General features: G+C 57.3%; 13 protein-coding genes. 8 read left to right on the top strand and 5 right to left on the bottom strand.

The features are described from left to right. Positions 1-59: 59 nt before the first annotated feature. On the bottom strand, positions 60-458 hold the full coding sequence (gene rpoZ, locus A6A04_RS08545) for a DNA-directed RNA polymerase subunit omega (protein WP_068491902.1): 399 nt from the start codon (positions 456-458) through the stop codon (positions 60-62). 168 nt (positions 459-626) lie between these two features. Here rpoZ and A6A04_RS08540 point away from each other — a divergent pair, with 168 nt between their 5' ends. Continuing rightward, complete coding sequence (locus A6A04_RS08540; RefSeq protein ID WP_068491900.1) at positions 627-1,187, top strand: LabA-like NYN domain-containing protein; 561 nt, start codon at positions 627-629, stop codon at positions 1,185-1,187. After that, positions 1,171-1,830 carry a uracil-DNA glycosylase gene (locus A6A04_RS08535; protein WP_068491898.1) on the top strand — a complete coding sequence of 220 codons (660 nt, stop codon included), beginning with the start codon at positions 1,171-1,173 and terminating at the stop codon, positions 1,828-1,830. The genes A6A04_RS08540 and A6A04_RS08535 overlap by 17 nt, the downstream gene beginning before the upstream one ends. Here A6A04_RS08535 and A6A04_RS08530 read toward each other — a convergent pair. After that, entirely contained in the window at positions 1,817-2,629 is an 813-nt protein-coding gene (locus A6A04_RS08530; protein WP_068491896.1) for a lysozyme family protein, read from the bottom strand. The genes A6A04_RS08535 and A6A04_RS08530 overlap by 14 nt on opposite strands. Positions 2,630-3,239: 610 nt before the next feature. Between A6A04_RS08530 and A6A04_RS08525 the strand changes: the two genes are divergently transcribed. Further along, positions 3,240-4,304, top strand: a complete 1,065-nt coding sequence (locus tag A6A04_RS08525) for an AAA family ATPase (RefSeq protein WP_068491894.1) — start codon at positions 3,240-3,242, stop codon at positions 4,302-4,304. Between the two features lie 144 nt (positions 4,305-4,448). On the opposite strand, the gene A6A04_RS22285 is transcribed toward A6A04_RS08525, so the two are convergent. Continuing rightward, positions 4,449-4,841, bottom strand: a complete 393-nt coding sequence (locus A6A04_RS22285) for a hypothetical protein (RefSeq protein ID WP_156612534.1) — start codon at positions 4,839-4,841, stop codon at positions 4,449-4,451. Between the two features lie 278 nt (positions 4,842-5,119). Here A6A04_RS22285 and A6A04_RS22280 point away from each other — a divergent pair, with 278 nt between their 5' ends. Continuing rightward, positions 5,120-5,563, top strand: a complete 444-nt coding sequence (locus tag A6A04_RS22280; RefSeq protein ID WP_156612533.1) for a hypothetical protein — start codon at positions 5,120-5,122, stop codon at positions 5,561-5,563. Here A6A04_RS22280 and A6A04_RS08520 read toward each other — a convergent pair. Beyond that, positions 5,502-6,638, bottom strand: coding sequence for a MobA/MobL family protein (locus tag A6A04_RS08520; RefSeq protein ID WP_068491891.1), 1,137 nt, complete (start codon positions 6,636-6,638; stop codon positions 5,502-5,504). The genes A6A04_RS22280 and A6A04_RS08520 overlap by 62 nt on opposite strands. A gap of 261 nt (positions 6,639-6,899) precedes the next feature. Here A6A04_RS08520 and A6A04_RS08515 point away from each other — a divergent pair, with 261 nt between their 5' ends. From A6A04_RS08515 to A6A04_RS08505, 4 genes are all read left to right on the top strand, one after another. After that, positions 6,900-7,415: a response regulator gene (locus A6A04_RS08515; RefSeq protein ID WP_068491889.1), complete on the top strand. Its 516-nt coding sequence runs from the start codon at positions 6,900-6,902 to the stop codon at positions 7,413-7,415. A gap of 286 nt (positions 7,416-7,701) precedes the next feature. Then, on the top strand, positions 7,702-7,908 hold the full coding sequence (locus A6A04_RS21610; RefSeq protein ID WP_156612532.1) for a DUF2934 domain-containing protein: 207 nt from the start codon (positions 7,702-7,704) through the stop codon (positions 7,906-7,908). Next, entirely contained in the window at positions 7,905-9,029 is a 1,125-nt protein-coding gene (locus A6A04_RS08510) for a hybrid sensor histidine kinase/response regulator (RefSeq protein WP_068491888.1), read from the top strand. Before A6A04_RS21610 ends, A6A04_RS08510 begins: the two co-directional genes overlap by 4 nt. A 181-nt stretch (positions 9,030-9,210) precedes the next feature. Continuing rightward, positions 9,211-9,828 (top strand): CYTH domain-containing protein, encoded by a 618-nt coding sequence (locus tag A6A04_RS08505; RefSeq protein WP_068491886.1) that lies wholly within the window; start codon positions 9,211-9,213, stop codon positions 9,826-9,828. Positions 9,829-9,884: 56 nt separating this feature from the next. Here A6A04_RS08505 and A6A04_RS08500 read toward each other — a convergent pair whose 3' ends face one another. Then, positions 9,885-11,759: a DUF6538 domain-containing protein gene (locus A6A04_RS08500; protein ID WP_156612531.1), complete on the bottom strand. Its 1,875-nt coding sequence runs from the start codon at positions 11,757-11,759 to the stop codon at positions 9,885-9,887. Positions 11,760-12,084 lie beyond the last annotated feature (325 nt).

Raw genomic sequence — 12,084 nt, 5'->3', positions numbered from 1 at the left:
CGGGCCGCCCCGTCTCAGAGTGTGAACGGTGACGGCCCCAAGGAAAAGAGGAAAGCGGATCAATCCTCGCCGATGGCCAGATCACCGGCCGCTTCGGGGTCGAAATCGGCGCCGTCATCGCTGATGGACATGCCGTCCTCGACCATCTCGTCTTCATTGGCGACGGTTTCGAAAGCGAGATCGCCATCGGGAATGAAGCCCTCCATCTCGTCCTCTTCCGGCTCGTCGACCTCGACATGCTTCTGGAGGCTCTGGATCAGCGCGTTCTGCAGCGCTTCCAGGGAGATGGTATCGTCGGCGATTTCACGCAACGCCACGACCGGATTCTTATCGTTGTCGCGCTCGACGGTCAGCTTGCCGCCCGCGGAAATGTCCCGAGCGCGCTGACCGGCCATCAACACCAGCTCGAACCGGTTCGGAACCTTCAGAACGCAATCTTCTACCGTAACGCGCGCCATGGCCGATCCTTGTCTAAGACCATCAAAAAAGGGAGAGTGGTTATATATCCTATGCGTTCGGGAAAGCAAGGGCCGACCCTCTTGCGCTTATCGGGTTTTCACCCTACCTTGGCCCTATTGGTCCTACCTATGAGGTGGCCAAGTACATTTTCAATAGCGGGATTTCCCATGCAATTCTATTCGGCCGAGCGCGTCGGCCTGTTCATCGATGGGTCCAACCTGTATTCCGCCGCGCGGGCCCTGGGGTTCGACATCGACTATAAAAAGCTCCTGGCGTTATTCGCCACCAAGGGGCGGCTAATTCGTGCCTTCTATTATACCGCCCTGATGGAAGACCAGGAATACTCCCCCATTCGCCCGCTGGTGGACTGGCTGGACTATAACGGCTTCACCATGGTGACCAAGCCGACCAAGGAATTCACCGATGCCATGGGTCGCCGCAAGATCAAGGGCAACATGGATATCGAACTGGCCATCGACGTGATGGAGATGGCCCAGCACCTGGACCATGTGGTCCTGTTCTCCGGCGACGGCGATTTCCGCCGCCTGGTAGAGGCGGTGCAGCGCAAGGGAGTCCGGGTCACGGTGGTCAGCACCATCCGCTCGCAACCGCCCATGGTGGCGGACGAATTGCGCCGTCAGGCCGACGTCTTCCTGGAACTGCTGGACCTGGAATCCCAGATCGCCCGCGCCCCCAGCCATCGCGAGCCCAATGCCATCGACGACTGAGGCCCAACCGGCCCAGCCGGGTCGGGATTGCCCCCTTTGCCCCCGACTGGTGGACTATCGCGCCGCCAACCGAGCCGCATGGCCCGACCGTCATAACGCGCCAGTCCCCAGCTTTGGCGGATTGGATGCCCGCATCCTGGTGGTGGGGCTGGCTCCGGGCCTGAAAGGCGCCAATTTCACCGGACGCCCCTTCACCGGCGACTATGCCGGCGATCTGCTTTACGCCACCCTGTCACGGCTGGGTCTCGGGCAGGGCAGCTATGGCGCCACCGCCGATGACGGCTATGGCCTCGGCGATTGCCGCATCACCAATGCGGCGCGCTGCGCCCCCCCCGCCAACAAGCCGTTGCCCGCCGAATTCGCCGCCTGCCGCCCGTTCCTGGCGGCCGAGATCGCCGCCATGCCCCGCCTGAAGGGAATTCTCTGCCTGGGGCGGGAATCCCACGATCAGGTGCTGACCACCCTGGGCCTGCGTAAATCCGCCCACCCCTTCGGCCATGGGGCGGTTCATCGACTTCCCGGAGGACTGGTGCTGACCGACAGTTATCACTGCTCGCGCTACAACACCAATACCAGACGACTGACCGAGGCCATGTTCGTGGCCGCGGTCGAGGCTCTGCTGGCGGCGGTCAGCGCGACCTGAGGGCGGGATTGAGCTGGGCTCGGGCTTCCATGAAGCGGGCGCGGCGCATCTGATATTCCGACACCCGGGCCTGGCGGTAGGCAGCGGCGATGCGCGTGGCCTCGTCGCGACTGGCCAGGGTCTGCTCGCGCCAGGCGCGGCGCTTCTCTTCCACATCCTGCGAGCCCGGCACCGCCTTCAGGCTGGGCGCGTGGGGAACGGTCTTGTAGCCGCCCCGGGGAGCCGCCGAGGCCAGTTGGGTATTGGCGCCGGTGCCGGTCCACACCTTCATCAACTTCTCGCGATAAATGGCGGCCAGACTGGGGGTCTGGGAGTGGTAATAGGACGCCGCCGTCGGCCAATGGCCGGTGGCGTCGAACAGGCCCTTCAGGAATCGGGCGGCATAGCCAATATTGGCGCTGGGCTCGAACGCTTCTTCCAGATTGGCGAAAGCGGTGGGGTGATAGCGCAGGTTGACCTGCATGCAGCCCACATCGATGTTCTGCACGCCGCGGGCCTTCAGCTTGCGCACCTCGGCGACGGCTTCGGCCTTGCTGGGAAAATATCGCCCCTGCCCTTCCGCCATCACCGTCCAGGGCCAGGCAATAACTGCCCGGTGCCCCGCGTCGTAGCGACCGGATTCGACGATGGATATGGAATGGAGCAAGGCCTGGGGAATGCCGTAGCTGCGTTCGGCAGTCGCCACCTCGGCGGCGCAGATCCCCTCGTTGACAGGCGGCGTCACCGCCCGGGCGGAGACCGGGGCGAGCAACAGGATGGTCAATCCCACCACCGTCCACGCTTGCCGCCATTTCATCATGATGGGTCCGCTCCCGAGCATTGCCGCCACCCTACTCTTGCATCCCCCGTGCCAGCAATCGCCATCTTGCCCAGGATAAGTGGTCATACCTGATCTGCGTCAGCAAGGGGCTGAAAAACAGGCATTTTCTCGAAATCAGGGTGGCGTGCTCAATATTTCCGCTTGCACCCGGCAACGCCAGCCTTTATATATTGCACTGCAGCAAACGGAAAGTCTCCTGACCTAAGTTTGTTGTCTTTCTTGGACGTTTCCTCCCAAAACTCAAGCCGCTGGGGCAACCCAGCGGTTTTTTTTATTATTTTCAATGCATTAGCACATATATTCGCACTCTTTAATATACCTGAAATGTGACCTGGAAATGTGACTTCTCCATGTGACCAAACGGATAAAAATTCGCGAGCCCGGCGATGGTGACGGACGGACGGTTTCCAAAAGAAACCGTCCGTCCGTCACCATCGTTCCGCCAGCATAACCGCTGGACATGGGGTCAAGATTAGCGGTGGCGAAATGCCGTCGGATCATAGCCGCCCTGCGCCGTCAATCTGCTGCTTCGCCCCTAGGTGTGCGTTGCTTCGTCACCCCGTCGAAGCAAAAGCGAAAGGAGCGCACCATGACCATCGACCGAAAGCCAATCCCGATCACCATTGACCTTTCCAAGGCCAATCCCGTGAGCCATCACCCCCGTCATAGGTTCCTCAACCTTGAAGATGTCCTGAGCCAACCGTCTATGGCATGGCTCATCAAGCACCTGATTGGTCGAGAAAGCCTCGGCGTTTTTTACGGCAAGCCCGGCGCTGGAAAAACCTTCCTATCTTTGGCGCTGGCCCTATCCATTGGCCACGGGCGACAGTGCTTCGGGCGCAGAACCGTTCAGGGTGGAGTTGCAATCATCGCTGGCGAGGGCGCTGGCGGCCTACGCAATCGCGTCAAGGCGTGGCACGATCATCATGGCCTCGACGCGGCTCGGTGCCCAACCGTGCAGGTGCTACCCCATCCCGTCAATCTGCTGGATGCCGATGCCGTCGAAGCCCTCGTCAGAGACATGGCCCACCGGTTCGATGGCGAGCCGGTGCGAGCGATAATAATCGATACTCTAGCCCGCTGCTTCGGGGATGGCGACGAGAACCGCCAACCTGACATGGCTCGCTTTATCGAGGCGTGCGATCTACTGCGTCGCACCTTCGGCTGTGCGATCATCATCATTCACCACACCCCGAAAGAGGCTGACGACATGAGGGGTAGCGGGGCGCTGGAAGGCGCCTGCGACTTCGTGGTCCGGGTCGGCAAGTCGGACCGGGGCTTTGAGGCCTTTATCCGAAAGCAGAAGGATGGCCCATCCGGCATCGCATTCGGCTTCGAAATGCTTAGTCATGAGGTCGGAATTGATGAGGACGGTGAAACCATCACCAGTCTCGTTGCAGTCCTCGACGGCGAAGAGCGCGCAGCCACAGCACCGGCGAACGATACCGAGCCCAGAGGTAAAAACCAGCAGGCGGTGCTCGATATACTGGTCAAGCACGACGGCGGTCTGACCGAAGCCGAATGGCGGGAGGTGGCCAAAGAGTCCGGCGCGGTCGGCGGGGCAAATCCGGCTCGGGCATTCCGCGAAGCGCGAGATGGCCTGACAAAGGCCGGCTTGGTGTTGGTCGAAGGTGACCGGTTTCTTGCGGCATAAAGATGTCCTCCGGCACCGAAAAGGGCGGCCTCCATGGGCCGCCCTTCGCACATTCGCTCACGGTGCATCCGAGAGCGCCTTGGCCGCGACGAAGGAGCCTGCCGCGCCAGTATCAATATAGGACGTTTTCTCTCTTTACTAAAATCATGGATCGGAAAAGTCTGGCGGCAGATACCGCTCGAAGATTAAATCTATGTAAAACCATTCCGGAAAAGTAGTTTCAAAAGCGTCTATTCCATTAGATATACTCTTGGCTATACCGGATATTACTGCGTGTTCTTTTGTCTTATTTAATATTTTTTTAATGTCGCCGCCAGCAATTAACAACTCCTTCATAGCCTGCAACACTCTGTTCTTTGCATATTCTAGTTCTAATGGCCATTGCGGATCACCGTATCGTCGAAACGATTTAATAGCCTTACCTCTAGCGTGTTCGGTCATCACATCTATGGGCGGGGCTTCCACTAATATTTTACGAAATCTCGCAAGGGCCTCTTCAAATGCGGACCATTTTTCAATCAAATCATGTGCGCTCATGATTACTTCCCCTTCTTCCGAAATCTCACACAGCGCCCGGACCATTCCGGCCTGCTGACAGAATACTGTGTTCGCGATCTCACGATCCGATGGGGCCGGGGCACAATTTTTGAAAAATGCTTGCTAAGGCTGTAATTGAATCACAAACTAGCACGCATTAGAAATCGCATGCTCTTGGAGCCGAAAGCAAAGAAAGCCGATGATGATGGCTTGCCCTTACCGGCCTTGAAGGTCGCCCTATGTATGGTTGGCGGGCAATGCCGCTCCCGGAGAACACCATGGAACACCACGCACAACCCACCGCATTCGAGCCACAGCCCAAACGCAGCCTAACCGCTGCAATGCGCCGTCCCATCCCATGGGACGAAGGGCCGGGCGATGCCGAATTCTGGGATGACGGCGGGATCACCGACGCCCAAAGATGGGCAAATCGTCCAGAATGGTGGGCAGCGCAGCGCCGAAACGTGGAATACACCCTCGGGAACCGCGTCGCGGTGCTGTTGCCCGGTGCTCTCGACAAACTGCGCGACCCGAGCATCCTGATCCAGAACAGAGCGAGGTTGGCGGCTTATCTGCACCGCTGGCATTGCAACGGGGCGTTCGGAGAATTGACCACAGCCGAACTGCAACTGGTTCTGCTGGTAATCCAATCCGCTGGCTTTACCGTGCCCGCTGGCGGTGGAACCGCCGCACCGCCCCGTGCGCGGCAGTCAATGCGGTAAGGATTGGGTCCAGTTCGCCAGCGGGATATTCCTCGGCATTGATCCTTCCGGTGCGCGCATCGTTAATCGGCTCGGCGGCCTCGGCCAGCACTTGCCCGACACGCTTACCTAGGCGGGTGCCGGAAGGCCGCGCCGATGCTTTCGTGCATGCCGCTGCGGCCTCGGCCCTCAGCGCCCACTTGGCCAAGTCCAGAGCATCGCCTTGGGCGAGGCCCATCTTGACCGCGTCCCGACAGTTGGTCAGGAGCGACTTCCATGCGGCCAGCCGAGAGGCTTCGTCATTGGCGAGCCGGACGGCACTGGCGAGCGCCAAGACGGCGGTGTGGGCGTCCTTGCGCATTGATCGCCGGTCATGGGGCACCATCGCAACCGCCCATGAAACGGCTGGACGCTTGCGGGCGATGGCGGTCTGTCCGGGGCCACGGTGGCGGGTGGGCCTTCGTCCAATTCCCTGCGCTTCCAGTGATCGGGCATCGATCCGTTCCACAAACCCGGCGCGTGCGAGATGGCGGTTGCAGCAGTCTTCCCACGCCTGTCGTATCCGACGCAGTTCCTCGGCCCGGTCGCTACCGCCGAAAGCTCTTATTTTCGGGCCGGTTCCATCGCCGCAGATGACCCGTTCGGTCAGGGCGATGTGGGCATGATGGTTGCGGTGGTCTCCGGCGGCATCAGGAGCATGGAGCGCGTAATCAACGGCGCACCCGTATCTCTCCGCGATCTCCCGTGCGAATTCCTCCACCAGCGTATGGCGCTGGGCGGCGGACAGTTCATGCGGAAGAGCCACGATGGCGGTGCGGCCGGCCACGGCCCTTCGCCGGATGTCGCCTTGTCGTGGCCCGCGCTTACGGACGCGCTCGCCGTCCAGCACGGCGGCCCATAGGACGTCCCGCCCGCCGAAGATAAGGTCCCCGGAAGCGCCCGGTGGCCAGACGATGCCCTCGGCAGCCAAGCCGCCGGTCTTGGATGGCCGGAATGTCTGGGCGTCCAGCCGCAATGGCTGGCGAGTCTGGTAGGCCAATGCCGGGCCGACCTTTCCGGCCGCCAGCGGCTTGACGCTGAAAGAGTAGATCGCCACGGCGCACCCCGGATCGACCGCCGGTAGGCGGGAGGCGCACGCAAATGGGCCTGTCCCATTTGCCTAAATGCGCCGCCTACCTGACTTGGTGCTGTTCTTGTTTCCGTCGAGGGGAATGACTGGCGATGACCCAGTTGCTCGCCACCCATCATTTGGCAGTTTGATCGTCATATAAAGGCCAGATAACGGTAACTTGAAAAGATGTGTGCGCCGCAGCATAAAGAGCCGCACAAGTGATACTGGAATGCAATGAGGTGTAGCATGTCGAAAATCAAGCACATCGTCATTGAAGAAAAGAGCCGACCACTTCGTCACCTGATCGGGATGATTCTCAATTACCCCGGCCATCACCAAATAACTGAAGTGGAAAACCACAAGGAAGCTTTGAGTGTCTTGCGGGCCTACAAGCCCAATTTGCTGATCGTCGAGTATGAAAGCGACGGTGTCAGCGGTCTCGACCATGTCCGCGAGATCCGCAACGGCAAAGCCGGGTGCAAGCGGAACATCCCAATCATCGTCCTGACCGATCCCAAGAAGGACGAATGGATGGAGGCTTATATGGCAGGTCAGGTCATTGAGGCGGGAGCCACCGCCCGCGTATCCAAGCCGCTGTCCCTCAGGAAGCTCTTTCCCGTCGCCGTCCGCGCCATGGAGCAGGCCCATGAGGAGCATGTTCCGAAGCTGCACATAGTCGCTCCTTTTGGCTTTTCTCGATTCATGGAGGAGAAAGCGCCACGGTTAATGCGTTTCTTCGCCCCGGCGGAGAAACTGTCATGAGCAATACGGTGCCGCATGCAATGTGAATTGGATCGATCCTACTGCTATGGACATCGAGCTGCCAAAGAGCTGATGTCCGCCTCGCAGACGATCCTCAGCCACAGTGACAAATATGATGCGGAGTTCGTCTGCATGGCGGTCCGTGGCGTCGAAACGGCATTGCGGCTACTCCGGCGTTGCGAGGAATGCAGGCTGGGCAGATCGACAGGAATGGAACCTTTATGCGGCAAAGTAGCCACGTGTGGCGAAGGCCCCGTGTTTCATGCCTCACCATAAGGTGAATACCATGAGCAATCATAAGGCGAAGATTGAAAAAATTGCTCGGAAACTTTGGATAATTGCAGGTCGGCCAGAGGGGCGAGACCTGGAATTCTGGTGTATGGCAGAACGCTGGGTGCTCCAGGAAGCCGCATGTCAGAAAAAACTGTCCAAGCGAATAATTACCTTTCCAAGCGTGAATGTCCCCATCGACGGCAACTGGATTGATCTATGAGAGAATCATTGCGGGTCCTTGTTGTTGATGACAACCCTGGTGATGCCGAACTGATTGCGGTCGCACTCGCAGAATCGACGCTGCCCGAGTTCCAAGTGTCATTCGCAGTGACGCTGGTGGAGGCGCGGTGTCATCTCGGTTCCAGCAACGGCCCGGACATCGTTCTGCTCGATCTTTCCCTCCCCGATGCGATGGGGGAGGAAACGCTTCTGCGCATGCGCGAGGCGGCTCCAAGCCTTCCCATCATCATCATGACCGGCCAAGACGACGCCTTGTTTGCCGAACGGACGGTTGCCCTTGGGGCGCAGGACTATCTGGTAAAGGGGTACTTCACTGGTCCTATGCTGTGGCGGGCGATCAGCTACGCCATCACCCGCATAAACCTGATGCTAGAGCGTGAAGCCTTGGTCAAGGATCTCCGCGCCACCGTTGAGATGAAAAACAAATTGTTCGGGATTTTGGCACACGACCTCAGGAACCCCATTGGGGCGGTCAGCGGCTATGCCGAATTCCTTGAAATGACCGAAGAAAACTCTCTGTCGCCACGAATGGTCAGCTCGCTCACAGCCATCCGCGAAGCAGCCAGCTTCATGAACGATTTGATCGAGGAAGTGCTGGAACTGGCCATCGCCGATGCCGGTGACATTAAGGTTAATTGGCAGTGCATCAATCTTGTAGCTGTAGCGGAAGAAGCCGTTGCCATCGGCTCTGTCGCCGCTGAAAAAAAGCAAGTTCATCTTATCGTTGATGCAAAACCGGCTTGGACCGAAGGGGATGCTGTGAAGGTTAAGCAGGTGCTCAACAACCTGATCTGCAACGCGATCAAATTCTCCAGCGCCGGTGATGTCGTCACCGTTTCAGTGTCCGAGGACGAGGGCGGTAAACGACTGTCGGTTTCTGACCACGGTAGCGGCATTCCGCCAGACGTCATGGCTAATCTCTTCAAGCCCTTCGTAAAAGGTAAGATCGGGACTGCAGGGGAGCGATCGAACGGGCTTGGACTTTACATTTGCTCGCGGATAGTTGAGGCCCACGGCGGTCGAATTGAGGTCGATAGCAAGGAAGGCCAAGGAACGACGTTTGTGGTCATATTGCCCGATGCTCCGACATCCCTGAGATGAGCCGTTCCTGCTGTCCATCTGTGCCGCAGCCGACCGCTCTGACGTTGATCAGCCCGAAAGTCAGAAGTTGCCCCGAATGGGGAAATCGACAGGAAAGTAGAGTCGATCTGCCGCATCGGCCATTGCAATCACAGTGTCACTGGGAGGACACTTGCGCTGCATCCGGCGGGATTTACGGTCCATGCACAATATGATCCTCGGTACTGAGACTGAACGAAAGTTCCTGGTCCGCGATGGATGGCCCCGTGATGCCCCGGGACATTACATCCGACAGGGATACCTGCCTTCTGCCCCCGGCATTACCCTACGCGTCCGCTGGACTGAGAAGCTGGGAACTATCACCGTCAAAACCCCGGTCTTTGCCGGAACGAGATGGGAGGCAGAGTGCTCAATTCCGCCGGACACCGCCGCGCAGTTGCTCACGACTTGCCCCAATCGGCCAGTGGAAAAAGTCCGCCATGTGTGGATTGTCGGTGACCTGTCCTGGGAGATTGATGAATTCAAAGGACGCCATACTGGATTGGTCGTAGCCGAGGTCGAGCTACTCCATCCCTGGCAGGACATAGTGCTACCAACGTGGGTGGGGGAAGAGGTGACCCACGTTCGAGCCTTCCACAACAGCGTTATCACCAAAACTGAGTCTTTTCATGATGTACTGGCGCTATGGCGTCAGGCCCTCATCAAGGAAAATAAACACATTAAATGCAGAAATGCATTGGACGTTCAATCCATAGACGAGCGTTATCAAAGGATGCTCGGCATGCTTGAGAGTCACTCCCACAACAACGGCCCGCTATAACCCATGACATGACCGGAGAGCGATGGCCGCTGATCACTGCCGAAGATGGGATTGGATCAAGTGGGCGTGTCCGCAAGGATAGTTCTGCGCCGCTTCCCGTTCCGCGTCGCCCGCCGTTTTAACTTGGTCGCGATCAACCCCGGATGAGTTCGGGCAGGATCGGGATCGGTGTTGCAGATATCGAACGTCACCTTGTCCAGTTCCGCCTTCATTCGATGGATATCAAGCAGATTTGTATGAAGATACGTCTGAACATCGACGCCTTTGCCTAGCGTCCATCCACCCATAATCTTCCGAAGACCGTCATGAACGACCCCAAAGGATTTCGTCGCCCAAGTATGGCGAAACGAATGCGGCGATGTGCTGGGATTTTTCACGCCAACACCTTCAAGCCATGCGGCAAACTGATCTTGGACTGATAAAAAGTATCCAGCCTGACCATACCGCTTTACGTCAAACAACTTTTGCTTATTTGCATCAATACGCAACTTAATATAATCAATAAATCCAAAATCGATCAACTTTTGATGTATTGGCACCCGCCGCACCGCCGAAGTTTCATTCTTCAATGACTTGTCGGCCCAGCGATCCGAACCGACCCGACCCTTGGTTTCCTCAGTCAAGTCAAATACCCAAATGCCATCGACCCTGATGACGTCCGCGGTATCCAACTGTGCGGCTTCGTTTGGCCGGAACCCTTGAAAGAGCATAACCAACGGAAGCCAATTTAATCCCATCATCTGGTATGTGTTAGGAAACATCGCCCGAAGATCATCCGAGTCAAATGGAGCCTTTCCTTGCTCATTTCGGTCTTCTGGAAGATGTAGCAGAAGGCCAAGGGCAGGGTTACTCTCGACCTTTTCCTCCTCTAATGCATAAGCGAACAATGTTCCAATGTTACGAATGTATTTATTACGGGTTCCAGATTTAATAGCAGTTATCTTCTCTTTCTCAGCGATCTCTGAAATCTGTTGATAGGTCATTTCACGAAATCGTTCGCAGTCCTTGGCTCGGGGCGGTAAGTATCTTATGACCCTCTGCACCCTCCGAATATCGTCACGTTTTATTGCCCGAAGCGGCGTATTCGCTCCAAGCAGATCAATCATGATCTCGATGGTCGTGTTGTAGTTGCGCCGAGTGGCAGTATCGAGGTTTGCACGTTTGTCGTCGGCGAAAAACCGCTTGATGAGATCGCCCAAGGTGATGTTATCCGCGTTCGGCACACTGGGCGACCGGGCACGGGACAGGTATGGCCATGCGCGCTCGGGCAGCAAGGCGGAAGGAATCTCTTGGACGATCTGCGCCCTTACCGTTTCGCTGACGTCCCGCCCACTGATCTCGGCGGCGAGAGCATCAAGGGGGATGGATTGATCGAGAGGCTTTCCGCCATCCATAAATTCGGAGAACCTATTGGCGTCTCGCACCCACGACTGGACGTCCGTTGGATTGGCTACATCAATATGATCGCGGGCGAAAGGGCCTCTTCTCGTCAGGAAGTCCTCTTTCCATTCGGAAACAGATGACTGCATTTTTTCAAGCATGACTTGCTTTCTGGCCTCTAATTCGGCCCTCTTCTCCGGGTCATCTTCCAGGAGGATTTGCACAGAAAGCGCCCCAATGGCGGTCGCCTTTGTCTCAACAGGCTCCATGATAGAAGCAGTTCCATCGGCGTTGAGTGACCACCGTAATGATGATGTCAAAGAGCGTGCAAAATGGTCAGGATTTGAAAGGCGCTGAAAATCGGCCTTTATTTTCCCGACCTCAATATCCTTTCTTATCTCGGCGACTTTCGGATCACCAGTCCTGAGACTGCGAAGGAGGATATCCTTACCGCCAAAAGCCCCCCTTATTTCTTTTGGAACAGCCATTCGAACGTAAAATGTGCCGCCCTTACGAAACAGATACTTCGAAAGCCCGCTATCCTTGGGCATGACACCACACTCCGATGGAGTGCCAACCCTACCTATTTAACGTCCGCACATCAATCAAAATGTGACCTGTAAATGTGACCTGCTCATGTCACCAACCATTGAATACGTTGTTTTTTTTCACTTTTTTATGCAACGAAAAATCCTCCCAAAACTCAAGCCGCTGGGGCAACCCAGCGGTTTTTTTTGCCTTTAATCAACGGGCTGACAGCAACATTAGAGAACGCCAATATACGGCAAAATGTGAATAGTGACCGGCCCCCAATGGCGGCTCCAGATCGAATGTTAGTGAAGCATGGTTGATGTTGCCTGGCCAGGGGCGACGGAG

The organism is Paramagnetospirillum marisnigri (assembly GCF_001650715.1).
GTDB classification, from domain to species: Bacteria; Pseudomonadota; Alphaproteobacteria; order Rhodospirillales; family Magnetospirillaceae; genus Phaeospirillum; species Phaeospirillum marisnigri.
The sequence above is the reverse complement of the archived record's forward strand: the minus strand, read 5'-3'. Positions and strand labels throughout refer to the sequence as shown.

Coding starts and splice junctions, on each gene's coding strand:
- A6A04_RS08525 (WP_068491894.1), top strand. CDS start 3,240: ATGACCATCGACCGAAAGCCAATCCCGATCACCATTGACCTTTCCAAG.
- A6A04_RS08510 (WP_068491888.1), top strand. CDS start 7,905: ATGAGAGAATCATTGCGGGTCCTTGTTGTTGATGACAACCCTGGTGAT.
- A6A04_RS21610 (WP_156612532.1), top strand. CDS start 7,702: ATGAGCAATCATAAGGCGAAGATTGAAAAAATTGCTCGGAAACTTTGG.
- A6A04_RS08515 (WP_068491889.1), top strand. CDS start 6,900: ATGTCGAAAATCAAGCACATCGTCATTGAAGAAAAGAGCCGACCACTT.
- A6A04_RS08535 (WP_068491898.1), top strand. CDS start 1,171: ATGCCATCGACGACTGAGGCCCAACCGGCCCAGCCGGGTCGGGATTGC.
- A6A04_RS08505 (WP_068491886.1), top strand. CDS start 9,211: ATGCACAATATGATCCTCGGTACTGAGACTGAACGAAAGTTCCTGGTC.
- A6A04_RS08540 (WP_068491900.1), top strand. CDS start 627: ATGCAATTCTATTCGGCCGAGCGCGTCGGCCTGTTCATCGATGGGTCC.
- A6A04_RS22280 (WP_156612533.1), top strand. CDS start 5,120: ATGGAACACCACGCACAACCCACCGCATTCGAGCCACAGCCCAAACGC.
- A6A04_RS08500 (WP_156612531.1), bottom strand. CDS start 11,759: ATGCCCAAGGATAGCGGGCTTTCGAAGTATCTGTTTCGTAAGGGCGGC.
- A6A04_RS22285 (WP_156612534.1), bottom strand. CDS start 4,841: ATGAGCGCACATGATTTGATTGAAAAATGGTCCGCATTTGAAGAGGCC.
- A6A04_RS08530 (WP_068491896.1), bottom strand. CDS start 2,629: ATGATGAAATGGCGGCAAGCGTGGACGGTGGTGGGATTGACCATCCTG.
- rpoZ (WP_068491902.1), bottom strand. CDS start 458: ATGGCGCGCGTTACGGTAGAAGATTGCGTTCTGAAGGTTCCGAACCGG.